The organism is Pseudomonas sp. GW821-FHT01E10, assembly GCF_059422365.1.
The window spans coordinates 37,867-62,785 of sequence record NZ_JBWKWT010000010.1 but is presented as its reverse complement, the minus strand read 5'-3'; the positions used below and the strand labels follow the sequence as shown (position 1 = coordinate 62,785).

The window sequence follows — 24,919 nt, the reverse complement described above, 5'->3', positions numbered from 1 at the left end:
CGAGCAGGGGCGGGGCTCGCCTGGCGGCTTTTACCCCGGATGCGGGCGACTAAAACTTTTGTCTATTTTATGACCTGAGGCAGTTTGGTCCGGGCATTTGCTTGTGTATGCTCCGTCCACAATTCGGGCTCGCATGCTCAACTATAAGAACAAGAACATCGCCTATGACCCTCAGCTCCGACCTGTCGGGCCCCTCCGTGGAGCCTCGGGCTATCCGCAAACAGTACGCCATGGAGATGGCGGTCGAACGCACGCGTCTGCTGTACCAGGGCTCGCTCTTGCCGACGCTTTTCATGTTGATCAACGGTCTGGTCTGCGCCGGGTTGCTCTGGAGCCCGCAACGCTACTTCGTGGTCAGTGTCTGGCTGGTCTGGTTATTGTCGCTGGTGGCGTTGCGGGTGATTCAGGTCGCGGCCTTCGATTCGGCGATTCCCAACCGTCAGGCCCATCCGATCTGGCGTCGCATGTTTCTGCTCGGTTCGGCGATGACCGGCCTGACCCTGGCCGGTGCCGGCATCGCGCTGGTGCCCGCTGACAATTTCATCCAGCAAGCCTGGGTATTCGGTCTGATCGGCGCCGCAGCCCTTTCGGCCAGCGTCGCTTATGCGGTCAGCCTGCCAGCATTTCTATCCTTTACCTTGCCCTGTCTGTTGCCCGCCATCGGCTATCTGTTCTGGGGCGGCGATGAACAGGAGCAGGGCTGGGGCTGGTTCGGGCTGATTCTTCTGGGCTCGTTGAGCGTGGTCGCCTGGCAGGTCAATCGGTTGATCGATCAGGGTTTGTTGCGGCGTTTTCAAAATCAGGCGCTGATCGAACACTTGCAGCAAGCGCAAAGTCGCAGCGAGCAACTCAATCACGAGCTGGCCAAGGAAATCGACCAGCGTCGTCGCGCCGAAGAAGAATTGCGCGAAACCCAGGTCGACCTTGAAAACCGGGTTGCCCAACGCAGTCTGGAACTGGATGCGGCCAACCAGGCTTTGAGCAAGAGCGAAGCACGGCTGGCGCTGGCGTTGAAGGCGAGCGAACTCGGTTTGTGGGACTGGAACTTGCAGACCGACGAAGTTCATCACACTCAGCTCCAGGAGTTGTTCGGGCTGGAGCCGGAATACGTGACGGCAATGCTCCGCCACCTCAAGCCGAGGCTGCACCCCGACGACTTGCCAGCGCTGAAGCGGGCGCTGGTCGAGCATTTGAAGGGCCGCACCGAGGATTATCAGATCGAGTACCGCGTTCGGCATGGCGATGGCCATTGGGTCTGGATCGAGGACCGTGGTCGAGCGGTCGAGCGTAGTGAAAACGGCCGGGTGATCCGCATGGTCGGCACCCGTCGCGATATCAGCGCCAGCAAGCACCTGGAAGAACAGCGCCAGCTGGCGGCGACGGTGTTCGAGGCGGCCAGCGAAGGCATCGTGATTTTCGACCCGAATTACGCACTGATCGCGGTCAATCAGGCTTTCAGTCGGGTAACTGGCTATGAAATCGACGACATGCTCGGGCGCAACGTGGTCGATTTGCCTTGCAGCCGCGACGCCCGTCGGCATTACGCGGCGATTCGTCAGGCGCTGGAGCAGCACGGTAGTTGGCAGGGCGAGTTGGTCGAGACCCGCAAGAATGGCGAGTTGTATCCGCAGTGGCTGCAGCTGAATGCCGTACGCGATTTGCGGGGAAATGTCAGTCATATCGTCGGCTTCTTCGCTGATCTGTCCGCTCGGCGTGAATCCGAAGAGCGCATGCGCTACCTCACCCACTACGACGAGCTCACGGGGCTGGCCAACCGTTCGTTATTCCGTGAACGACTAAGCGAGGCTCATCAGCGGGTGCGTCAGGGCGGTCGGCGCAGCCTGGCGCTGCTGCACATCAATCTGGATCGCTTCAAGTTGCTCAACGACAGCCTCGGCCACGAAATCGCCGATCAGCTGTTACAGAAAATGGCCCGGCGGTTGGTCAATGCGTTGCCGGAAGCGGACACCATCGCCCGGTTGTCCGGCGATGAATTTGCGGTGCTGTTCGACGCCTACGGCAACCTGTCGAGCCTGGCGCGCGTGGCGACCCGATTGTCGACCAAGCTGCGTTTGCCGATCACTGTCGAGGGGCATGAACTGGTGATGAGCGCGTCCATGGGCATCAGCCTGTTGCCGGACACCGCACGGGAGATTTCCGCGCTGGTCAGCCAGTCGAACATGGCCATGCAGCATGCCAAACACTTGGGCGGCAACAACTTCCAGTTCTACACCGACAGCTTGCAGGCCAGCACGCTCGAGCGTTTGCAGCTTGAGAACCAATTGCGCAAAGCCATCGAAGAAAAGCAGTTGAAGGTGTTTTATCAACCGAAACTCTGCCTAGCCACCGGCCGGTTGAATGCCGCCGAAGCGCTGGTGCGCTGGAATCACCCGACCCTTGGCCAGGTACCGCCGGGGGATTTCATCGGTCTGGCCGAGGAAACCGGCCTGATCAACGCTATCGGCGAGTTCGTATTGCGTCAGGCCTGCTGGCAAGCCTGCGAATGGCAACGTCAGGGGCTTGAGCCGATTCGGGTGTCGGTCAATCTGTCGGTGCATCAGCTGCGTCAGGGGAAACTGGTCAGCCTGGTGCGCCAGGTGCTGGAGGAAACCGGTCTGGCGCCGCACTATCTGGAGCTGGAACTTACCGAAAGCCAGTTGCTGGACAGCGTCGAGCACATCATCGCGACCTTCCAGCAATTGCGCGATCTGGGGGTGAAGCTGGCGATCGACGATTTTGGTACCGGGTATTCGTCTCTGAGCTACCTCAAACGTATTCCTGTGGATTACGTGAAGATCGATCAGGCATTTATCCGTGGGCTGGGAGAGAGCAGCGAGGATGCGGCGATTACCCGGGCGATCATTGCCATGGCCCACGGCCTGTCGTTGAAAGTGGTGGCCGAAGGCGTCGAACGGCCGGAGCAGCTGGAGTTTCTGAAGGTCGAGCATTGCGATGAAGTGCAGGGTTATTGGATCAGCCGTCCGGTTGAGGCTGCAGACCTGGCTGAGCTGTTGCGCGCGGACGAAAAAACCTCGTAGGTGCTACATGGAGCATATGTCGCGTGATATGGGGACATTGAGTTACGCATTGAGCAGGCAAAAAGCCGATTCATGTAGTATAACTACAAGCGTGCTACATCCCCGGCACCTGCCAATGACAAAGAGTCCAGCCCCTTGAATCTGCTGCAACACATCGCCCAGTCACGCCACCTGTTACGCAAGTCGGAGCTCAAGGTCGCCGACCACGTGCTGCTTGATCCTGCGGCGGTGATGCACAGTTCCATGGCCGACCTGGCCCACAGCGTAGGCATCAGCGAGCCGACCATCGTGCGGTTTTGCCGCGCCATCGGTTGCTCCGGGTTCCAGGATTTGAAACTGAAGCTGGCCCAGAGCCTGGCGGCCGGCGCGAGCTTCGGGCAATTCGCGATCCATGAAGACGATTCGGTTGCCGACTACAGCCTGAAAATCTTCGACACCACCCTGCACACCCTGATGGAAGTTCGCGAGAAACTTGACCCGGTAGCGTTGCAGAAGGCCGTGACCGCGATGTCCCAGGCCCAGCGTGTCGAGTTCTACGGCTTCGGTGCGTCGGGTGCGGTGGCGGCGGATGCCCAGCACAAGTTCTTCCGTTTGTTGCTGACTGCGGCGGCGTATTCCGACCCGCACATGCAGGCGATGTCGGCGGTGACCTTGAAGCCGACCGACGTGGCGATCTGCATTTCCCAGTCCGGTCGCTCAAAGGACCTGTTGATCACCGCCAACCTGGTGCGCGAAAGCGGCGCCACGCTGATCACCCTGTGCCCGAGCCAGACACCGTTGGCCGAGTTGTCGACCGTTAACCTGGCGATCGACGTGCACGAAGACACTGAAATCTACACGCCGCTGACGTCGCGCATCGCCCACCTGGTAGTGATCGATGTGTTGGCGATGGGCGTGGCCATGGCCCGTGGGCCGAGCCTGGTCAATCACTTGAAAAGCGTCAAGCGCAGCCTTCGCAGCTTGCGGTTGTCGCCAAAGTCAGTAAAAGCGCTGGACGATTGATTCTGGCTGCAATTGTGGCGAGGGAGCTTGCTCCCGCTCGGCTGCGCAGCAGACGCAAAATCTTAGGGCTGCTTTGCGACCCAGCGGGAGCAAGCTCCCTCGCCACAGGTTCGCGGTCAGCCAGTGAGTTTCATCGTTCTGTAACCCTCCCGCCGCCAAACCGTCATCCCTCGCGCCTATCTTGAAACTCCCGTACTCGCCTTGGGAGACTCGAAATGGCCCAGCCCTACGAAGAACGCAACAGCGCCGTCAAAACCCGTCGTCAGCAAGAAGACCAGCGCCGCATGGAATTTCGCCGCGCCATCGAAGATCGCTGCGAGCGCCGCCAGCTTCTGGCCGAAATCGGCGAATTTCCCGACGACCTCGAACTCAACTACTGGCAGGCAGCACCGATAACTTCCCGTCGAAACGCTCAACCAGTGCGCTGATTTGCGCTCGTTCGCTGCGGATAAACGCAAGGAATGCGTGGGCCACCGGCGATAGCCGTTTGGCCTTGGCCTGCACCAGGCACCAGCTACGCAGCAGCGGCAGCTCTTCGACCGGCAGCTCGATCAGGCCACCGGTCGCCAACTCAAGGTTCAGGGCGTGGCGCGTCAGCAGCGCCAGGCCCAGACCCGCCAGCACGCATTCACGCTGAGCTTCCGCCGAGGCGACCTCCTGGGTCTGGGTGAAGTGCACGCGCTTCTCTTTGAAATACTCCTCGCAGGCCAGTCGCGTGCCGGAACCGGGTTCGCGCAGCAGCAGCGTGTAGGGTTCCAGATCCTGCAAGCGCAATGGACCCATGTGGCACAGCGGATGATCCGGTGGCGCCACGGCTACAATCGGGTTGTTGAGGAACGGCAGGAATTCCAGCCCCATGTCCTGGGGGACCATCGACATGATCACCAGATCATCGCGGTTATCCGACAGGCGCCGGATGACCTGGCCACGGTTGACCACCGTCAGGTGCAGGTTCACTTCCGGGTGCTGGCGCTTGAACGCGGCAAACAGATGCGGCACGAAATACTTGGCGCTGGACTCCACCGCCAGTTTCAGCTGACCTTGCAATGAGCCTTGCATGTCCGACAGCTGCATATCGAGGTTTTCCAGGCGCCCGAAAATGTCCCGGCTGGCGCGCTGCAGCGCTTCGGCCGCCTCGGTCATGTAGAGTTTTTTGCCGACATAATCGAACAAGGGCTGACCGATCAGCTCTTCAAGTTGACGAATCTGTAGGCTCACGGCAGGTTGTGTGAGAGACATTTCGTCGGCAGCGCGGCTGTAGGACCTTAAATCGCACACCTCATTGAAGATCTGCAATTGACGCAATGTCATACGCATCAATGACTTACGCATTTTCTATAAATCCTGAGCGAAGGTCGATGACTCAACTATAAGTCTTTGCTTATGTCTGACCCAATTATTATTCATTTTTGTTAATCCCTTGCGACAGCTAGTGTGGAGCTGCGACTGAATTGAAACATTTGGTCACGCGTCGACCTGTCTAATCGGGTCGTGGGTGTCACCGGCTCAAGGGAACCTCCAAGTGATAAAAAAGATCCTGATTGCCAACCGTGGTGAGATTGCCGTACGAATCGTGCGCGCCTGCGCCGAAATGGGCATTCGCTCGGTCGCGATCTATTCCGACGCCGACCGTCATGCTTTGCATGTGAAGCGTGCGGACGAGGCCCACAGCATCGGTGCCGAGCCATTGGCCGGCTACCTGAACCCGCGCAAGCTGGTGAACCTGGCGGTGGAAACCGGTTGCGATGCGTTGCACCCCGGCTACGGCTTTCTTTCGGAAAATGCCGAGCTGGCGGACATCTGCGCCGAACGCGGAATCAAATTCATCGGCCCGTCGGCGGAAGTCATTCGCCGCATGGGCGACAAGACCGAAGCGCGCCGCAGCATGATCAAGGCCGGCGTGCCGGTCACACCGGGCACCGAAGGCAACGTGTCGGGCATTGAAGAGGCCCTGACCGAAGGCGACCGCATCGGTTACCCGGTGATGCTCAAGGCTACCTCCGGTGGTGGCGGCCGCGGCATTCGTCGTTGCAACAGTCGCGAAGAACTCGAACAAGCCTTTCCGCGAGTGATTTCCGAAGCCACCAAGGCTTTCGGTTCGGCGGAAGTGTTCCTGGAAAAATGCATCGTAAACCCGAAACATATCGAAGCGCAGATCCTCGGCGACAGCTTCGGCAACGTGGTGCACCTGTTCGAGCGTGACTGCTCGATCCAGCGTCGCAACCAGAAGTTGATCGAGATCGCTCCGAGCCCGCAACTGACTCCGGAACAGCGCGCCTACATCGGCGACCTGTCGGTTCGTGCAGCCAAGGCCGTGGGTTACGAGAACGCCGGTACCGTGGAGTTCCTGCTCGCCGAGGGCGAGGTGTACTTCATGGAGATGAACACCCGGGTGCAGGTGGAACACACCATCACTGAAGAAATCACCGGCATTGACATCGTTCGCGAGCAGATCCGCATCGCATCCGGTTTGCCGCTCTCGGTGAAACAGGAAGACATCCTGCACCGTGGTTTCGCGCTGCAGTTCCGGATCAACGCCGAAGACCCGAAAAACAACTTCCTCCCGAGTTTCGGCAAGATCACCCGTTACTACGCGCCCGGCGGTCCCGGCGTGCGCACCGACACAGCGATCTATACCGGCTACACCATTCCGCCGTTCTACGATTCGATGTGCCTGAAACTGGTGGTCTGGGCGCTGACCTGGGAAGAGGCGATGGACCGTGGCCTGCGGGCCCTCGACGACATGCGTCTGCAAGGGGTCAAGACCACCGCCGCGTACTACCAGGAAATCCTGCGTAACCCGGAATTCCGTAGCGGCCAGTTCAACACCAGCTTCGTTGAAAGCCACCCTGAACTGACCAACTACTCGATCAAGCGCAAACCCGAAGAGCTGGCCCTGGCCATCGCCGCCGCCATCGCCGCCCACGCAGGCCTGTGAGGAATAGAACAATGAGCAAACAAATCCACGTTACCGACACAATCCTGCGCGACGCCCATCAATCGCTGCTCGCCACCCGCATGCGCACCGAAGACATGCTGCCGATCTGCGACAAACTCGACAAAGTCGGTTACTGGTCGCTGGAAGTCTGGGGCGGTGCGACCTTCGACGCCTGCGTACGCTTCCTGAAAGAAGACCCGTGGGAGCGTCTGCGCCAACTGCGCGCCGCGTTGCCTAACACGCGCCTGCAAATGCTCCTGCGTGGCCAGAACCTGCTGGGCTACCGCCATTACAGCGACGACGTGGTCAAAGCCTTCGTCGCCAAGGCCGCGGTCAACGGCATCGACGTGTTCCGTATCTTCGACGCCATGAACGACGTGCGTAACCTGCGCGTGGCCATTGAAGCGGTGAAAGCTGCCGGCAAACACGCCCAGGGCACCATCGCCTACACCACCAGCCCGGTGCACACCATCGAGGCTTTCGTGGCGCAAGCCAAGCAAATGGAAGCCATGGGTTGCGACTCGGTGGCGATCAAGGACATGGCCGGTCTGCTGACCCCGTACGCCACGGGTGAACTGGTCAAGGCTCTGAAGGCCGAGCAATCGCTGCCGGTGTTCATCCACTCCCACGACACCGCCGGCCTGGCTGCGATGTGCCAACTCAAGGCCATCGAAAACGGCGCCGACCATATCGACACCGCGATCTCCAGCTTCGCCTGGGGCACCAGCCACCCGGGCACCGAATCGATGGTCGCCGCCCTTAAAGGCAGCGAGTTCGACACCGGCCTGAACCTGGAGCTGCTGCAAGAGATCGGCCTGTACTTTTACGCCGTGCGCAAGAAGTACCACCAGTTCGAAAGCGCGTTCACTGCCGTCGACACTCGCGTGCAGGTCAACCAGGTTCCGGGCGGGATGATTTCCAACCTGGCCAACCAGTTGAAAGAGCAGGGCGCCCTGAATCGTATGAGCGAAGTGCTGGCTGAAATCCCGCGCGTTCGCGAAGACCTCGGCTTCCCGCCGCTGGTGACCCCGACCTCGCAAATCGTCGGCACCCAGGCGTTCTTCAACGTGCTGGCCGGCGAGCGCTACAAGACCATCACCAACGAAGTGAAGCTTTACCTGCAAGGCGGCTACGGCAAGGCGCCGGGCACTGTGAACGAAAAGCTGCGTCGTCAGGCCATCGGCAGCGAAGAGGTGATCGACGTGCGTCCGGCCGATCTGCTCAAGCCGGAGATGACCAAGCTGCGTGCCGAAATCGGCGCCGTAGCCAAGTCTGAAGAAGACGTGCTGACCTACGCCATGTTCCCGGACATCGGCCGCAAGTTCCTCGAAGAACGCGCAGCCGGCACCCTGACACCGGAAGTGCTGCTGCCGATTCCGGAAGCAGGCGGTGTGGCTTCGGCCGGTGGTGAAGGCGTGCCGACCGAGTTCGTCATCGACGTTCACGGCGAAACCTACCGCGTCGACATCACTGGTGTGGGCGTCAAGGCTGAAGGCAAACGCCACTTCTACCTGTCCATCGACGGCATGCCGGAAGAAGTGGTGTTCGAACCGCTCAACGAATTCGTCAGCGGCGGCAGCAGCAAGCGCAAGCAAGCCACTGCACCTGGCCACGTCAGCACCACCATGCCGGGCAACATCGTCGACGTGCTGGTCAAGGAAGGCGACACCGTGAAAGCCGGCCAGGCCGTGCTGATCACCGAGGCGATGAAGATGGAAACCGAAGTCCAGTCGGCCATCACCGGCAAAGTCACCGCCATCCACGTGGCCAAGGGCGACCGGGTGAACCCGGGCGAGATTCTGATCGAGATCGAAGGCTGAGTTAACAGCCTCGATATACCGCTTTAAACCTCGGGGGGGCATGTGCTCCCCTTTTTTTTCGCACTGGGTTTGTGGCTGTTAGAAACTCATTCGCCACTGACCCGTCACGCCGTGGTTACGGCTGTCGGTGCCGATCTCGCCAGTGAGTCCGATGCCCAGGGTGTGTTTTGCTGACAATCCAAGGTCCAGCCCTGTATCGACCAGCAGGCTGTCACGATCCAGCGGCGCACCGGAAACGGTGAAGTTTTTTCCGCCCGTTACCAATCGTTGGCGGGTATCGCTGTAGACGTCCCCGTAAGTATGTTTCCAGCCGGCACTGAACCGTGGCGTCAGCTGCATGCCGTTATCCAGAGTGTTGAGCTTCGCCAGCCGCAGGCCGAACGTGCTGTTCAAATTGTTCTGCGTTTGACCGTGTACCTTCAGAGCCGCAGCGCCACCTTTTTCCGTGTAAGTGTCGCGTTGATAGCGCTGGTAGCCCAGGCTGGCAAACGGTTCGATGCTGACGTTCGTCCGCCCCAGGTTGTAACCCAATTCCGCAAAGGCCTGCTGGGTGTTGGCATCGTAACGGCCTTCGGGGCGGTCGCTGAAACCTTTGAAGGCAACCCGGCGTTTAGTGCTGCCATCGTGACTGCTGTAGGTCGCACCCAGGCGCAGGGACATTGGTCCGTTTTGACGCAGGGCATAAGCTCCCAAATGCCAGCTGTCGAGATCGCCGTCGAGTCCGCGGCTGTCCAGGCGCGTTTCGGATTTTCCGCTCATCACCCCGATGCGCCATTCTTCATCGATGCCCCAATCAGCTCCCAGTACCAGACCGTGGGTTGTGTGTTTCAGAGCGTCGTAGTCGCGATCCAGCGTTCCACCGTGACCCATTGCTTGAAGCCAGACTCGGCCATTGTCTTCGCTGCCGGCGGCCAGGCGTGGCGCATTGCGTCTGGTGGAATTGCTGTAGCTACTGGCGCTGTGCAGCTGACGCATGGCCGAGAGCATGGTCGCGCTGATTGGGCTGTCACTGTTCAGGGTCGCTTTCGCAAGGTTGGCGTTGTTGCCGCCGTCCAGCTGGTCGATGGCCTGGGAGGCTGTTTCGGTGGTGGAGGCAAGCAGGGCCGTGACAGCGGCGTTCGCGGTATTGGGAGGTGTCTGCGCCGTTGGACTGGCTTTGGGTTCTTCAATACTGCGGGCGAGTTCCCGACCGTTTTTGTTGGTCGCGAGACTCTCGAAAGGCACTTCGTTGCGAGCGTAGGTCAGGCGGACGGCCTTTTCGTCGCTGTAGTCCGGGGTGGCCGTCATGAATGCGAGATTGTTTTCAATATTGCCAAAATGCCCATCGACCTTGTCGGCCTCGATAATGGTGTACTGGGTGGTTTGCGGATAGTCACCCGATACTGCGACGATTTTCAGGGTGGCATTGCCGAGGCTGGCGGTGCCGTCGACTTTGATCGTCTCGTGACGGCCGTCGGGGTTGACCTCATAGGCCAGGATGGCCGAGTTGGACAGGTTCAAATTGCCTTTGACCCTTGGGGCGCCATGCAATCCATCGACGTTGACGCGGCCGGAGACATCCAGGCCGCCGACGGTGCCTGCACCTGCAAAAGTACCGCCGTGCGCGACTGTTACATGACCTTTAATGTCGCCATTGTTGAAGAGCTTTCCGACCGTAATCGCCCCACCTTCGATTTTCCCGTCATTGGTCAGGATGCCGTCATCGAGCACCACCACACCCTTGTTGAAATCTCCGGTACTGGTCAGCGTCCAGGATCCCTGCGAAACATACAGGCCGTTGAAGTTGCGGGTATTCCCCAATCGGCCACCGTCAGTTGCATCAAGCTGTATGACGTTGGTTCCTTTGCCGCCATCGACCCGACCTTCGAAGCTTCCACCATTTTTGACGATGATGAGGTCATCTCTATTTTCCGGTCTCAGGGAAGTACCTCGCCGAGCGGGCTGCGGCGCATCAATCACCGTTTGAAAGGTGGTGTCCGCCTCGATAAAGGCTAGAAGCCGGGTAAGCGGGTGCGGCTCAGTATCAAGCTGCCCGGTTACCTCAGCGATATTCGTCGCCTCAGCTTGCGCGGGTAGTTGTTGGGCGCTTGAAAATTCGGCGCAACCCAGCGCAAGCGCAATGGCCAGCGCCAGGTGTTGTGGTCGGTATTTGTGTTGAACGGGCATCGAGTACGGCCTCTTTTGATGGGAGGCCAAACTCTAAAAGTGAGGCTATAGGTGCCGATGTCAGCTGCTTCCGGCGGGCTTGCGGGGGGTGTCAGCAGGTTGTGTAGAAAATAGCCAGCCGCTTGAGGGCGGCTGTTTTTACCCATTTGAACTGGACGCTTTTTCTTACAGTGAATGAGGACAAGGGGGCTGGCGCTCCAGCAAAAATGCATCTTTCGCGGATCAAAAAAAGCGCAGCTCTCGACGGCTCCTACCGGCTTACGTACGCCTTCCCGTAATGCCGTTCCATCCGCGCCTGAATCAGCTCCAGTCCAATCGACATCAGCCAATAAATGATCGCCGCCGTCGTCAGCATTTCGATATAGCGATAGCTCGAGCGCCCGTACGATTGCGCCAGGAACATCACTTCCCAAACCCCCATCACCGAGATCAGCGACGAGTCCTTGAGCATGGAGATGAACTGGTTGGTGGTGGGCGGGATGATGGCGCGCATGGCCTGGGGCAGGGTGACGCGCCAGAAAATCACGGTTTCGCGCATGCCCAGGGCCAGCGATGCTTCGCGTTGGCCGTGGGGAACGCCGAGGATGCCGGCGCGGAAGATTTCGCTCAGGTAGGCGCCATAGTTCAGCGACAGGGCGATGATGCCGGCGGCGATGGCGCCCGGCACCACGCCCAATTGCGGCAAGCCGAGGTAGATCAGCAATATCTGGATCAGCAGCGGCGTGCCGCGAAAGAACGAGGCATAGAAGCTTGCGATGCCGAACGCCACGGCGCTTTTCGACAGTCGAGCCAGGGCCGTGATGAAGCCCAGCAGCGACGAAGCCACAATCGAGCACAGGCACAAGAACAGCGTCAGTGCCGCGCCTTGCAGAAAGCCGTTGGGCGCCAGGTGCAGGCCGATCAGGTTCGGCAGTTTGTCGAGGATGATCGAGAACTTCAGGTCGAAGCTCAGGAAGAAACTGGCGAACAAGCCGAACATCGCCGCCCAGGTCAGGTACAGCCGGGTACGGAAGCCGAAGACCCGTTGCAGTAATGACTCAGCCACCGGTTGCGGCGGCTGAGGAGGTTTGGGGAAGGAAGTCATTTGCTGATGTCGGCGCCGATCCATTTTTGCGACAGCTTGCTCAAGGTGCCGTCCTGTTTCAACTGAGCGAACACATCACGCACTTTGGCGTCCCACTGCGCGTCACCTTTTTCGATGGCCACCGAGTTCGGCTCCGAGTACAGCGGCTGGCCGGCGAGCTTGAAGCGCTTGTCTTCGTTCAGGCGCGGTTGCGCGGTGACGAGGTTGGTGAGGATCGCGTCCAGACGCACGCCAGCGCCCAGGCCCAGATCCTGGAACGCGACGTTGTCGGTGTCATACGGGGCGATCTGCACGTTCTCGAACGGGTACTGCAATTGGGTGTCTTCGGCGCCTTCGATCACCAGGTTTTTGTTCAGGTAGCTTTCATAGCTGGAGGCGCTGGTGAGACCGACTTTCTTGCCGCTCAGGTCCTTGGCGCTGTGAATGCTATCGTCCTTGGCATTGACCACGATCACGGCAGGGGAGGCGTAGTACTCGACCGGGAAGTCGAAGACTTCGGCGCGGGCCTTGCTCGGGGTCATGGAGCAGATGCAGATGTCGTAACGCCCGCTCCAGCGGCCGGCGGCAATCACATCCCAGGACGGCGTTTCCAGACGCAGCTTGACGCCCAGTTTGTCCGCCACGGCCTTGGCCACGTCGACGTCGAAACCGTCGAGCTGGTTTTGATCGTTGAGGAACGAGAAGGGTGGATAGCTTTCCATCAACACGCCGACCAGTTCTTTCTTTTGCTCGATGCGATCCAGAGTGGCGCCGGCAAAGGCTTGGGTGGAGGCAGCCAGAATCGTCAGGCCCAGGGCCAGCAGCGGTTGAAATTTCACAGTTGATCCCTGAAAAAAAAGAGGTTGTTATTAACCGAGTGGTGCGTATTAAATAGTTATAAGAACGACTCTGATAGTGAGTTATTTTCATAAGCTTATGAGTGAAAAGCATATGGGCGCAGGGACGGTAATTCTGGATGGTGGCATGGGTCGGGAGCTGCAGCGCCGAGGGGCGCCGTTCAGGCAGCCCGAGTGGTCGGCGCTGGCCTTGAGCGAAGCGCCGCAGGCGGTGGAGGCGGTGCACGCGGCTTATATTGAAAGCGGTGCCAACGTGATCACCAGCAACAGTTACGCGGTGGTGCCGTTCCACATTGGCGAGGAGCGTTTCGCGGCTGAAGGCCAGGCCCTTGCGGCGTTGGCCGGTGAGCTGGCTCGGCGTGCAGTCGATGCCTCGGGCCAAGCGATTCGTGTGGCCGGCTCATTGCCGCCGTTATTCGGCTCCTACCGCCCGGACTTGTTCGACGCTGCTCGGGTGACTGAACTGCTGAGCCCTCTGGTCAATGGTCTGGCGCCTCATGTCGACCTGTGGCTGGCCGAAACCCAGAGTTCGATCGTCGAAGCACGGGCGATCCATGCCGGTCTGCCGAAGGACGGCAAACCGTTCTGGCTGTCGTTTACCTTGAAAGATGAAGACACCGATGAAGTGCCGCGTTTGCGCTCCGGTGAACCGGTGGCTGAGGCCGCTGTGGTGGCGGCTGAGTTGGGTGTCGAGACTTTGCTGTTCAACTGCAGCCAGCCGGAAGTGATCGGGGCGGCGATTGATGCGGCGCGGGAAACCTTCGAGCGCCTGGGGGTGAAGATTCACATTGGCGCATACGCCAACGCCTTCCCGCCGCAGCCGAAAGAGGCCACGGCCAACGACGGTCTGGATCCGCTACGCGACGATCTCGACCCGCCGGGTTACCTGATGTGGGCGGCTGACTGGCAGAAGAGGGGAGCCAGCCATTTGGGCGGGTGCTGTGGGATCGGGCCGGAGCATATTGCGGTACTTGCCCAGACATTAGCGTGATGCCATTCGCGGGCAAGTCGGATCGCCGTGCCGCGATCCGACTTGCCCGCGAAGGTGTCGTCCGGGCGCCGAAGCTTACCCGCGGCACTCCGTCAACGTTTTCACCTGCCCCGATTCCGTCTGGTTTTCATCGCTCAACCACCGCTCGAACCCCGCCTTAATCGTCGGCCATTCCGAGTCCAGAATCGAATACCACGCTGTGTCGCGGTTCTGACCCTTGACCACCATGTGCTGGCGGAACACCCCCTCAAAACTGAACCCCAACCGCTCTGCTGCGTACTTGGAGCGAGCGTTGCCGTTGTTGCACTTCCATTCCAGGCGCCGGTAACCCAACGCAAAGGCTTCCCTGGCCAGCAGGTAAACCGCCTCGGTACTTTTCGGCGAGCGCTGCATCGGTGCGCCGAAGGTCACATGGCCGATCTCGATGCGACCCTGGGCAGGAACGATCGACATCAGGCTGAGCAGGCCCTGCACCTCGCCGCTGACACGGTCGATCACACTGAAGAAATACGGATCGCTGTTGGCCGCATGGTTGTTCAGCCAGTCATTGAACGCACTGCGTTCCGGGAAAGGACCGTAGGGCAGATAGTCCCAGAGTTTCGGGTCTGAGCCCGGGCCTTCCAGGGCTTTCCACAAACCGTCGGCGTGACGCGCCGGGTCGAGTTTTTCCAGGCGAATGAAACGCCCTTCGATCAGTTGGACCGAGGGCGCCGGAACGCCTTTCCAGTCTGCGAGTGAAGTCGACATGGTGTTCTCCTTGAACCTTAAAGGGCTTTGCGAAACTGGATGAAACCGGGCCGTTCGGCGATGCGCTCGTAGAGCTGGATCGCGGTGGCGTTGGTTTCGTGGGTCAGCCAGTGGACCTTGCAGCAACCGTCGGCCTTGGCTGTGCTGTAGACGAATTCGATCAGTTGCCGACCGACGCCGGTGCCACGAGTTTCGGGTGTCACCAGCAAGTCTTGCAGGTAACAGGAGTTTTCGATGCTCCAGTTCGAGCGGTGATAGATGAAATGCACCATGCCCACCGCTTTGCCGTCGACCCAGGCCAGCGCCCCGTGGGTCGGTTCGCTCGGGTCGAGCAGGCGCTGCCAGGTGCTTTGAGTGACCGCCTCGGGCAGCTCGGTGTTGTAGAAGCGCAAGTAGGCTTGCCACAACGGCAGCCAGGCAGCGTGATCGTCGGCGGTGACCTGGCGGATGTCGATCTGACTCATGTTCATTCCTTAACGCGTCAAAGTGGCAGGTACATGGAAAATTCCTTGGCGAATGCCTTCATCCTAGGCAGGCTAATGGTCTGTTGTAAGAGCCATTAATGACCAATTTCATAGGTCCATTGTCATGTCGAATACGCCGCTTCCCTCGTCGTTCAACCCGGCGGGTATCGAACTCGACCGCCGCCAGGGCCTGAGTCGACAGCTCTATCAAGCGCTGCGGGTACGCGTACTCGACGGACGATTGGCCAGCGGCACACGACTGCCGGCCAGTCGCGATCTGGCTACGGCCTTATCGATTTCCCGCAACAGCGTGGTTCGTGCCTACGATCAGCTTTACGCTGAAGGCTTCATCGAGGGGCGTGTGGGTGACGGGACTTACGTGGCGCAATTGCCTCAGGCGGCGTTGCCGGCGAAAAAATTATCCACAAAAGTATCCACAGGGTTTTCAACAGGGTTACCCACAACCTTATCCACAAATTGGCTGGATTTACCTGTTGTTCCATCCAGTAAAGTTATCCACAGCAGTGCTTTGGGGCGCGTTGAAAAGAATCATTTGGCTGTGCCGCCTGGTGGTCCGCCGCGCGCATTCAGGGTCGGCGTCCCGGCGTTCGATCTGTTCCCGTTCGAGGTTTGGGCCAAGCTGAATGCGGCTTTCTGGCGTAAGCCGGATTTACAGCAGCTGTGTTATGGCGACCCGGCAGGTGATGAACGCTTGCGCGGATTGATTGCTGCCTACTTGCGCAGCTCGAGAGGGATGCAGTGCGCCGCTGAGCAAATTGTGATCACCAGTGGCGCGCAGCAGGGGATCAGCCTTTGTGCACAGTTGCTGGTGGAGCCTGGCGATGGGGTGGGGATTGAAAATCCGGGTTATCGCGCTGCCGGCCATGCCTTTGCGGTAGCCGGTGCGCAGCTGCACGGTGTGCCGGTGGATGAGGAGGGGATCGACTGCAGCGCCTTGGCGCAGTTGAGCGATTGCCGGCTGGCTTACGTTACGCCTTCCCATCAATACCCGACCGGTGTGGTCATGAGTCTGGCCCGGCGTCTGGAACTGCTCGCCTGGGCCGAGGGCAACCAGGGCTGGATCATCGAGGACGACTACGATGGCGAGTACCGTTACAGCGGCGCGCCACTGGCGCCGCTGGCGGCACTCGATCGCCATGGGCGGGTGCTGTATGTCGGCACCTTCGGCAAGGTCGCTTTTCCGGCGCTGCGCCTGGGTTATCTGGTGCTGCCGCCGGGCCTGGTGGACGCATTCGCGCAGCGTCGGGCGGTGGATGTGCGGCATTCTGAAGTGAGCACTCAAGCGGTGATGGCCGAGTTCATGGCCGCCGGGCATTTCCAGCGGCACATTCGCCGGATGCGGCGTGCCGCCCTCAGCCGTCGCAATTGTTTGCTGGGCGGCTGGCCGGCGGGGATGACCGGAGTGGGTAGCCTGCCCACCGTCTCCGCCGGGCTGCACATGACGGTTTCGGTGGACAGCCTGGCCCGCGAACGGCGACTGATCGAACAAGCGGAAAGTGTGGGTGTGGAGATCAATGGCTTGAGCAACTATTGGCTACCGGACTCCAGGACACCAGTCGATCAGCGCGCCGGTCTGGTATTGGGTTTTGCGGCGGTGCCAGAGCCAGCGATAGAGTCGGCGCTGGCACGGTTGCGACAGGTCTGGCGGGATTGAACGATGGCCTCCCGGTTTTTAAATGAACCGCTGATCTATGAAAAACACTGAGGCGGCGAGTGTGCGACTGATCTCGCCGCGATAAATGGCGATGAGTTCCTGATTGCTGCCACCCGCGCAGATCAAAGCCCCCCCTATTAGCCGTTGACCAAAAAAGACCCGCGATGGCGCGGGTCTTTGATTCACCGGGTGTTTCAGGTCCCGGACTTGATCTTGGTCCAGGCCCGGGTCCGTGCCCGTTCAGCATCGCGAGGCAAGGGTTGCAGGGTGTAAAGCGTGCTCATCGCCGTTTCGGTCGGGTACAGGTTCGGGTTGTTGCGAATCGCCGGGTCGACCATTTCCGTGGCGTCCTTGTTCGGGTTCGGGTAGCCGACGAAGTCGCTGACCGGTGCGATGACCTGGGGTTGCAGCAGGTAGTTGATGAAGGTGTAGGCGTCTTCCGGGTTTTTCGCGCCTTTGGGGATCGCGAGCATGTCGAACCAGATCGGCGCGCCTTCCTTGGGCAGGCGCATGTCGACGATCACACCATTCTTGGCTTCCTTGGCGCGGTTGGCGGCCTGGGAGAAGCTGCCGGAATACCCGACCGCGACGCAGATGTCACCGTTGGCGATGTCGGCCATGTACTTGGACGAATGGAAGTAGGTGATGTACGGCCGGATCTTCATCAACAGCGCTTCAGCCTTGGCGTAGTCCGCTGGCTTCTTGCTGTTGGGGTCCAGGCCGAGGTGTTGCAGGGCCAGCGGCAGGATCTCCGAAGGTGAGTCGAGCAGGGCCACGCCGCACTGCTTGAGCTTGCTGATGTTCTCTTCCTTGAAGATCAGGTCCCAGCTGTTCACCGGTGCGTTGTCGCCCAGCGCAGCCTTGACCTTGGCCGGGTTGAAGCCAATCAGGATGGTGCCGTACATGTACGGCACGGCAAATTTGTTACCCGGGTCGTTGGCTTCGATCAGCTTCATCAGCTTGGGGTCGAGGTGGTTCCAGTTCGGCAGTTTGCTGCGGTCCACTGGCTGGAATACGCCGGCTTCGATCTGCTTGGCGAGGAACACGTTGGACGGCACCACCACGTCGTAGCCGGAGTTGCCGGTCAGCAGCTTGGCTTCCAGCGCTTCGTTGGTGTCGAAGATGTCGTAGACCAGTTTGGTCTGGGTGTTCTGAGCCTTGAAATCGTCCAGGGCTTTGGGGGTGATGTAGTCGAACCAGTTGTAGACCCGCAAAGTACGTTCTTCAGCATGGACGGCGCCACTGAGCAGTGTGGCGCAGAGCGCTGGAGCGATAAGACGCTTGAGTCTGTTCATTCTTCTAATTCCTCATTGGGCGCTTTCAAAACCTTCGAGAACGTTCACGGCGTTGATGCCGATTTCTTCTACCGCGTAACCGCCTTCCATCACGAACAGCGTCGGCTTGCCGAGGCCTGCGATGCGGGTACCCATCGCCAGGTAATCCGGGCTGTCGAGTTTGAATTGGGAGATGGGGTCGTCCTTGAACGTATCGACGCCCAGGGACACGACAACGATGTCGGCGCCGTACGTTTCGATCTCTTTGCAGGCTTGTTCCAGCGCGGCGCTCCAACGGTCCCAAGCACTGCCGGCGGGCAATGGGTAGTTGAAGTTGAACCCTTCGCCTGCGCCTTCACCGCGTTCGTCTTCGTAGCCGAGGAAGAACGGAAACTCGGCTTCTGGATGACCGTGGATCGAGGTGAACAGCACGTCGCTGCGTTCGTAGAAAATCGATTGAGTGCCGTTGCCGTGGTGGTAATCGACATCGAGGATCGCGACCTTTTTATGGCCCTGATCGAGGAACGCTTGAGCGGCGATGGCAGCATTGTTGAGGTAGCAATAGCCGCCCATCAAATCGCTGGCGGCATGGTGTCCCGGTGGACGGCACAGGGCGAAGGCACTGCGGGCGCCGCGCTGGATCGCCGCTTGGGCCGTGAGGGCAACTTGCGCTGCGCTGTACGCCGCTTGCCAGGTGCCGGCGGTAATCGGTGCGCCGCCGTCGAAGCTGTAATAGCCGAGTTGGCCGTGCAGGCTGGTGGGCATGATTCGGCGCAAGGTGCGGGCCGGCCAGGTGTAGGGCAGCAAGTCGCCGTCGGTATTGAATGCGGTCCAGCGCGCCCAGGCGCCTTTGAAGAAGTCGAGGTAGTCGCGGCTATGGATGCGCGCGATCGGATCAAGGCCAAAGTCTTTCGGCACTTCAACCGGGCCGAGGTTCTGGTCCTTGACCCGTTGCAATACGTGATCGGCCCGTGAAGGCATTTCGAAGCAGGGCATCAATTGCCCGTCCATCAATTCACAACGGCCGTGGTGCAGGTGGTGATCGTCCGAGTAGATCGTCAGCATTGTTGTTCTCCGCAGGCTGATTCGGTTTGAACACAGTCTTGCGGCAGGCGACGTTTGGGAGAACGGCAGGAAAGGCCAAAAGGGGATCTATGTGGCCAAAACATTTGACCGAAATTCGCCCCTTATTGGCGCGGGAGTGCCCCGGTCCGGGGCAATAAAGTGCTCAAGCGCTTGGAATGGAGCCTGCCTCTTCCGGGAAGTACCGTTGCAGTACTTGCAGCATGTCTTCACGTTTGCGTTGTTTTAACCAAAAACGCATCACTGCCAGGTTGTCTCCCTTGCACTGGTGACCGGCGCGAGGGTCGGCGCCTTTTTCCAGCATCAACGTGAACAGGTCTAGCGTTTGTTGCTGGTAGGCGACAGGGTCCATTCCGCTCGACAGGTCCCGTCGGGCCAGGCGCAGCAGTGCCGGTTCGAGTACCTCTTCATTGCTGTTGCAGGTGCCTTCTCGATAACCCACGTCCAACTGTGCTCCGCTGTTGATCAACCGTGCAGCGGCAGGGTAGGCGCCGCTTTCGATTGTGAGGTAAAGCGCGGATCGACCTTCTTTCTTTTCTCGCAGGTCGAGGTTCTGAGGGTACTTGAGCAGCCAAGTGAACAGGTCGGAATCCATGATCGTGGCGTGTTGCATCAACACGGTTTCACCGTTCAGATCGGTCTCGTCGATGGCGGCTCCCGCTTCGAGCAAAAATTTTAGGCGCCGGGCCTTTTCGGGGTCTTTGCTTTCCCGGCGATCCTTGTACAGCGCCTGCATCACCAAAGGCTCGCTGCCATTAAGGCCTTGGGTCTTTGCGCCGTGCTCCAGCAGCAAGCGAGCGATTGCAAAGTTGGGTTTATCCAGTGAATGCAGCAACGCACTGCGCCCATCCTCGCCCTGGGTATCGGCAGGAATGCCGGCTTCCAAAAGACTGCGCACGCGGGTTTCATCCTGAGCGTCGACCGCTTGCAACAGCGGCCATTGAGCCTTGCAGGTTTGCGGATCGCCCTGGGTGATATTCAGCCTTTCCAGGACCCGATCGGGAATGCTCATGTCGCGTGCCAAGCGCAGGCCGCAGTAAATTCGGTAGTACTCCAACGCCTGTGCGTGGTTGGTGGTGTACGCGGGGGTCTTTTCGTACCAGGACCACTGCAGGTCTGCCATGTTCAGATAGGTCGGGATACGTTGAGGATCGCGGCGAATGACTTCCTTCAACAAATTGATGGTGACTTTGTCCGGCGTGTTTGCACTTCGCCAGAAAGCGATGTCATTAAGCAGGCCGGCGAAATCTTTCTGGTCGGCGCCGACAACGCGAAAGTCAGTGTTGAGAAACAGCTCTTCGACTTTCTTCAGGCCCGGGCCTTTGTCCTTGGCTTTGGCCAGTTGCTGGTGCAGCTCACGCAGTTGTTTCGCGCCGTCACCGGCGTCGTAGGGTTGAGCCGCAATGCTGAAACCGAATGCCTCGTCCGGGACGTGGTAACGCAGCGCCGGCCGCGAAGATTCCAATGCCTTGAGCCAGGCGTCTGAAGTGTCCGGGAGGGTCGCTTGCAGCGCCTGGAAAACCAGGTGCTGATCGTTTGGGACGCGCCCGATAGCCAGCAACGGCGTGCCCGGATTGCGGCTGTCGACCAGCAGGTAACGTCTGGTGTCCCAGCCGTTGCGCCCACATTCAAAGCTCAGCTCGTTCACCGCGATGCCTGGCGCCAACTCGATATGCGAGGCGCTGGGACTCATGACGAGGTTTTCCTGACTTTTGGTGCAGTCATGGAATTCTTGCGCAGTCATCAGCGGTATCGGGCCGAGCTTATAGGCGCGCTCCCGATAGTTTTCATCGCGATAAACATTCAGATAAAACAAACCGCGATACTGGCTGAGCAAGCCGACCATGGGCGGTGAGACGCCCGTCGCACTTTCCGTGACGGCTGTAGGGACGATGGCAATCTTGTATTCGGGGGTATCGACCACGGCTTGAGGGGGCAGGCCAAACCAGTCCATTTGAATGGCCTGTGCGGCCAGGGGCAGGTTGAGCAGCAAGGCCAGCAAGGCAGCGCGCGTGCAAAGAGAAGAGAAGGGCATCAAGCAGGAACACCGGCAAAGATTGGGCTGCGTAATGTAGTTCAGCCCGGTCGGATGTGCCTGGTTTTATCTCAAGGCCGGAACTGGCTCGGCGCCACGCCACTCCAGCGCACAAACGCATGCCGGAAGCTCGCGGTCTCGCTGAAGCCCAGTGCTTCGGCGATTTGATAGATCGGCAGTTGATCCTCGCAAAGCATGCGTTTGGCCTGTTCGAATCGCAGTTCATCGAGCAATTCCTGATAGCTGCATCCCAGGTCCTTCAGATGTCGGCGCAGGGTGCGCGACGAGCAGTTCAGCTGTTCGGCCAGCCCGTCCAGACCCGGTGCCGCGCTCAGTTGCGCGGCGAGCAATTGGCGGATGCGCCCGAGCCAGGCCTGACGCCCGGTGAACTCGGTGTTTTGCTTGCGACAGCGCTCGGCCATGGCCTGGTGGGTAATGGCGTCGGCCAGTGGCAGGGGGTGTTCGAGCCAGCGCTTGTCGAAGGCAAATCCGTTGGACGCTGCATCAAACTGCAACGGACAGTCGAAACGCTCGCTGTAGCGCGCCTGATAGTCCGGTGCCGGGTAATCGAAGCGAGCGCCAAGCAAAGGTAGAGGGTGGCCGAGCAGGTCTTCGCAGGTGACTTTCATCGAGACCAGGCAAAACTCGACATTGAACGGTGCCAGCGCGGGGTTTTCCCGATAGTCGCCCGCGGTGAGCCAGATGCGCTCGCCATCCTCCTCCAGGCTCAACTCGAACAGTGTTCCCAATAGCGCCGGGTAGTGCAGCGCCAACTGCAAGGCGTCACCTAAAGTGGCGCTGGTGAGTAAGGCGTACCCGAGCATGCCATAGGACGAAACGTGCATCCGCCGGCCCAACTCCAGACCGATATCGCGGCGCAGCGCGACGGCATTGGCGCACACCAGCATCTCTTGATTGGTGGTGATGCGCGTGTCCGCCCGGCTCAGATCCGCCACGCTGATGCCGCTGCCGGCCAATAACGCCTCGCTGGACAGGCCTTCGGCCTTGAAGGTGTTGAGCACCAGGGAGACGGCGTTGAGGGTGGTGAGGTGGGAGTGGAGCATGGAGTCTTCCAGCGTCGAGATGCTGGAACGGGAGCAAGTTATGTGCCCAATAACGATCTTGTGGGAGCGGGCTCCCACAAGGTTATGTGTTGTGTCAGCTCAGTTCGCCACACAGGTCGAGTTCGACCAGCCGCCGAACTTCAGCGGTTTCAAGCCCTGCACCGAGCAGCCCATGCAACTTGCCGAGCGCCGCCTCGCGAGTCATGCCGCCACCGGACAACAGGCCGGCATCGCGCAAGCGGCTGCCCGCCTCATACACGTCGAGCTTCACGCCACCCTCATGACATTGGGTGACCGCAACCACTACCACGCCATTGTCTCGTGCCCGTTCCAGGCTGGCGATAAACCCGGGGTTGTCGCTTGGTCCGGTACCGCTGCCATAACATTCCAGCACCAGACCCTGAATACCGCTGTTGAGCAGGCCATCCAGTTGCTCGGCGCCGATGCCGGGGAACAACGGCAGCACCGCGACCTTCGCCAGTTGCCTTGGCTGGTTGTAGTTCAGTTGGGCAGGTATCGAGGAAGCTTTCACGCCGCCGCCCTGACGCTCCAGTCGCTTGAACGGATGACGACCGAAACTGCGAACCTTGGCGCAGCGGGTCGGGTCGAGCAGTTCGCCGTGGAAGTACAGATGAACACCCGGCGCCAGGCCTTGGCCAAGGGCACCCAGTGCACCACTGATGTTTTCCCAGGCATCACTGTCGGTCACGCCGGCGGGCAGCATGGAGCCGGTGAAACATACACGGGCGTTCAGGCCGAGCAACTGGAAGCTCATGGCCGCGGCACTGTAGGCCAGGGTGTCGGTGCCATGCAGGATCAGCACGCTGTCGCAGCCCTGGGCATCAACGGCGTCGACCACCGCTTCACGCAGTTGCTGCCAGTACGCAGGGGTCATGTTGGCGCTGTCGATCAGTGGCGACATCTCGCGAAAGCGCCACTGCGGCACCACCAACTCAGGCTGGCTGTGCAGGTAGTCGCGCATCCGCGCTTCGAAACCGGACGCCGGGGCCAAGCCGTGGGCACTGGCTTGCATGCCGATGGTGCCACCGGTGTAGAGCACCATGACGTGCTGCGCGGCAGGGTAAGAGGCGGAATTCATTGATGGGTCTCCTGGACGAATGCACCTTGCGCCGCAGCATGCCTGCGTGCGCAAGGTGTGTCACGTCGAGTGGCAGGACGCCACTCGTTGCGGTCTGTCGCGGCGGGTGGCGGGGAGCCACCCGCTAGGGCGATCAGCGTTGCGTGGCAGGCGTGCCCTGGGCTGCGCCTTGCTCGCGTGGAGCCGATTGGCTTGGGCTGCTCGGCCAGGCCTTCAGGTCCAGGTCCAGATCGGTGAATTTGCTGGAGTCGAACACTGGCTGCTTGACGCCGGCGCGGCGCTGCTCGTCGTAGTCGCGCATCACGCGCAGGCCGACCTTGAACAACATGGCCAGGGCCATCAAGTTGACGAAGGCCAGGCAGGTCATGGTGATGTCGGCGAAGGCGAACACGGTCGACAGGTCCTGCATCGAACCCCATACCACCAGCGCCAGAACCAGGCCGCGGAAAACCATCAGCACGGCGCGGTTGCGGCTGAGGAACTGCAGGCTGTTCTCGCCCAGGTAGTAGTTGTAGAGGATGCAGGTGAAGACGAACAGCGACAGCGCGACGCTGACGAACACGCGGCCCCAGTCACCGACCACGGCGGCCAGCGAGTTCTGGGTCAGGACGATGCCGTCACCTTCGAAGCCCGGGGTGTAGAAGCCCGACAGCAGGATCAGCAGCGCGGTGCAGGTGCAGATCACGAAGGTGTCGAGGAACACGCTGAAGGCCTGGACCACGCCCTGGGCGCCCGGGTGCTTCACGGCGGCCACGGCGGCGACGTTCGGCGCACTGCCCAGGCCTGCTTCGTTGGCGAACACGCCACGCTTCACGCCCATCACGATGGCGCTGCCGAGCAGGCCGCCGAAGGCTGGGTCGAGGCCGAAGGCGCTCTTGAAGATGGTTTCCAGCATGGCTGGCACGTGTTCGATCTGGGTGCCGATCACGTACAGGGTCACGCCGATATAGGCCAGGGTCTTGACCGGTACCAGCAGGTCGGACACCGCGGCGATGCGTTTGATGCCGCCGATGAAGGTAATGGCCAGCAGCACCGCCAGGACGATACCGGTGTGGCGTGGGTCGAAGGCAAAGGCGTTCTGCAGCGAGTGGGTCACGGTGTAGGACTGCAGGCCGATGAAGGCGAAGCCGTAGGTGACCAGCAGCAGGATGGAGAACACCACCGCCATGCCTTTCAGCTTCAGGCCGTGCTGAATGTAGTAGGCCGGGCCCCCACGATACAGGCCGTCGCCTTCGGCGCGCTTGTAGACCTGGGCCAGGGTGCATTCGAAGAAGCTGCTGGACATGCCTACCAGTGCGGTGACCCACATCCAGAACACGGCGCCCGGGCCGCCGAGGGTCACGGCGATGCCGACACCGGCGATGTTACCGGCGCCGACGCGGCCGGCGAGGCTCAGCATCAGGGCCTGGAACGAGCTCAGCTGGCCTGCCTGGCCGTGAAGGGACTCTTTGAAGACACTGAACATGTGGCCGAAATGGCGGAACTGGACGAAACGCGAGCGGATCGTGAAGTAGCTACCGAGCCCGACAATGAGCGCGATCAGTACTTTCCCTGAGAGGAAGTCGTTGATGACTTCGAGCATGGATTATTCCTCGCTATTTTT

The 24,919-nt window shown here is 60.2% G+C and carries 19 protein-coding genes; 7 read left to right on the top strand and 12 right to left on the bottom strand.

Translation table 11 applies throughout. The features are described 5' to 3' along the window. Positions 1 to 164: 164 nt before the first annotated feature. The 3 genes from AC07V0_RS18375 to AC07V0_RS18365 all read left to right on the top strand — a co-directional run bounded on the left by AC07V0_RS18375 (position 165) and on the right by AC07V0_RS18365 (position 4,468). On the top strand, positions 165 to 3,038 hold the full coding sequence (locus AC07V0_RS18375) for an EAL domain-containing protein (RefSeq protein ID WP_086945221.1): 2,874 nt from the start codon (positions 165 to 167) through the stop codon (positions 3,036 to 3,038). A 135-nt stretch (positions 3,039 to 3,173) separates the two neighbouring features. Next, positions 3,174 to 4,040, top strand: coding sequence for a transcriptional regulator HexR (gene hexR / locus AC07V0_RS18370; RefSeq protein WP_017850032.1), 867 nt, complete (start codon positions 3,174 to 3,176; stop codon positions 4,038 to 4,040). A 215-nt stretch (positions 4,041 to 4,255) separates the two neighbouring features. Next, a complete protein-coding gene (locus tag AC07V0_RS18365) occupies positions 4,256 to 4,468 on the top strand; it encodes a PA3496 family putative envelope integrity protein (RefSeq protein ID WP_086945220.1) in 213 nt (70 codons plus the stop codon). Here the strand turns inward: AC07V0_RS18365 and AC07V0_RS18360 are convergent. Beyond that, complete coding sequence (locus AC07V0_RS18360; RefSeq protein WP_086945219.1) at positions 4,410 to 5,372, bottom strand: LysR family transcriptional regulator; 963 nt, start codon at positions 5,370 to 5,372, stop codon at positions 4,410 to 4,412. The genes AC07V0_RS18365 and AC07V0_RS18360 overlap by 59 nt on opposite strands. 190 nt (positions 5,373 to 5,562) lie before the next feature. On the opposite strand from AC07V0_RS18360, the gene AC07V0_RS18355 reads away from it, so the two are divergent. Beyond that, positions 5,563 to 6,978: an acetyl-CoA carboxylase biotin carboxylase subunit gene (locus AC07V0_RS18355; RefSeq protein ID WP_018927371.1), complete on the top strand. Its 1,416-nt coding sequence runs from the start codon at positions 5,563 to 5,565 to the stop codon at positions 6,976 to 6,978. 11 nt (positions 6,979 to 6,989) lie between these two features. Continuing rightward, positions 6,990 to 8,798 carry a sodium-extruding oxaloacetate decarboxylase subunit alpha gene (oadA, locus tag AC07V0_RS18350; protein WP_018927372.1) on the top strand — a complete coding sequence of 603 codons (1,809 nt, stop codon included), beginning with the start codon at positions 6,990 to 6,992 and terminating at the stop codon, positions 8,796 to 8,798. Between the two features lie 78 nt (positions 8,799 to 8,876). On the opposite strand, the gene AC07V0_RS18345 is transcribed toward oadA, so the two are convergent. The 3 genes from AC07V0_RS18345 to AC07V0_RS18335 form a co-directional block, all read right to left on the bottom strand. Beyond that, entirely contained in the window at positions 8,877 to 10,964 is a 2,088-nt protein-coding gene (locus AC07V0_RS18345) for an autotransporter outer membrane beta-barrel domain-containing protein (protein ID WP_064621158.1), read from the bottom strand. A 250-nt stretch (positions 10,965 to 11,214) separates the two neighbouring features. Then, entirely contained in the window at positions 11,215 to 12,048 is an 834-nt protein-coding gene (locus tag AC07V0_RS18340) for an amino acid ABC transporter permease (protein WP_086945218.1), read from the bottom strand. Next, positions 12,045 to 12,866 carry an ABC transporter substrate-binding protein gene (locus AC07V0_RS18335; protein WP_064621156.1) on the bottom strand — a complete coding sequence of 274 codons (822 nt, stop codon included), beginning with the start codon at positions 12,864 to 12,866 and terminating at the stop codon, positions 12,045 to 12,047. Before AC07V0_RS18335 ends, AC07V0_RS18340 begins: the two co-directional genes overlap by 4 nt. Before the next feature lie 112 nt (positions 12,867 to 12,978). Here AC07V0_RS18335 and AC07V0_RS18330 point away from each other — a divergent pair, with 112 nt between their 5' ends. Then, positions 12,979 to 13,875 carry a homocysteine S-methyltransferase family protein gene (locus AC07V0_RS18330; RefSeq protein WP_064621155.1) on the top strand — a complete coding sequence of 299 codons (897 nt, stop codon included), beginning with the start codon at positions 12,979 to 12,981 and terminating at the stop codon, positions 13,873 to 13,875. Positions 13,876 to 13,950: 75 nt separating this feature from the next. Here the strand turns inward: AC07V0_RS18330 and AC07V0_RS18325 are convergent, their stop codons facing one another. Both AC07V0_RS18325 and AC07V0_RS18320 read right to left on the bottom strand, forming a co-directional pair. Beyond that, positions 13,951 to 14,622 (bottom strand): GNAT family N-acetyltransferase, encoded by a 672-nt coding sequence (locus tag AC07V0_RS18325; RefSeq protein ID WP_086945217.1) that lies wholly within the window; start codon positions 14,620 to 14,622, stop codon positions 13,951 to 13,953. Positions 14,623 to 14,639: 17 nt separating this feature from the next. Further along, complete coding sequence (locus AC07V0_RS18320) at positions 14,640 to 15,086, bottom strand: GNAT family N-acetyltransferase (protein WP_018927378.1); 447 nt, start codon at positions 15,084 to 15,086, stop codon at positions 14,640 to 14,642. Positions 15,087 to 15,210: 124 nt separating this feature from the next. On the opposite strand from AC07V0_RS18320, the gene pdxR reads away from it, so the two are divergent. Next, positions 15,211 to 16,761, top strand: a complete 1,551-nt coding sequence (pdxR, locus tag AC07V0_RS18315; protein WP_026286518.1) for a MocR-like pyridoxine biosynthesis transcription factor PdxR — start codon at positions 15,211 to 15,213, stop codon at positions 16,759 to 16,761. A gap of 194 nt (positions 16,762 to 16,955) precedes the next feature. On the opposite strand, the gene AC07V0_RS18310 is transcribed toward pdxR, so the two are convergent. The 6 genes from AC07V0_RS18310 to AC07V0_RS18285 form a co-directional block, all read right to left on the bottom strand. Continuing rightward, complete coding sequence (locus AC07V0_RS18310) at positions 16,956 to 18,056, bottom strand: polyamine ABC transporter substrate-binding protein (RefSeq protein WP_086945216.1); 1,101 nt, start codon at positions 18,054 to 18,056, stop codon at positions 16,956 to 16,958. 12 nt (positions 18,057 to 18,068) lie between these two features. Beyond that, entirely contained in the window at positions 18,069 to 19,100 is a 1,032-nt protein-coding gene (locus AC07V0_RS18305; RefSeq protein ID WP_018927381.1) for a histone deacetylase family protein, read from the bottom strand. A gap of 163 nt (positions 19,101 to 19,263) precedes the next feature. Then, positions 19,264 to 21,153, bottom strand: a complete 1,890-nt coding sequence (locus tag AC07V0_RS18300) for an ankyrin repeat domain-containing protein (RefSeq protein ID WP_140393630.1) — start codon at positions 21,151 to 21,153, stop codon at positions 19,264 to 19,266. 71 nt (positions 21,154 to 21,224) lie between these two features. Then, on the bottom strand, positions 21,225 to 22,217 hold the full coding sequence (locus tag AC07V0_RS18295; protein ID WP_086945214.1) for an AraC family transcriptional regulator: 993 nt from the start codon (positions 22,215 to 22,217) through the stop codon (positions 21,225 to 21,227). A 94-nt stretch (positions 22,218 to 22,311) separates the two neighbouring features. Continuing rightward, complete coding sequence (locus AC07V0_RS18290; protein WP_019651301.1) at positions 22,312 to 23,316, bottom strand: asparaginase; 1,005 nt, start codon at positions 23,314 to 23,316, stop codon at positions 22,312 to 22,314. Between the two features lie 133 nt (positions 23,317 to 23,449). Then, a complete protein-coding gene (locus tag AC07V0_RS18285; protein ID WP_018927384.1) occupies positions 23,450 to 24,898 on the bottom strand; it encodes an alanine/glycine:cation symporter family protein in 1,449 nt (482 codons plus the stop codon). Between the last annotated feature and the right edge of the window lie 21 nt (positions 24,899 to 24,919).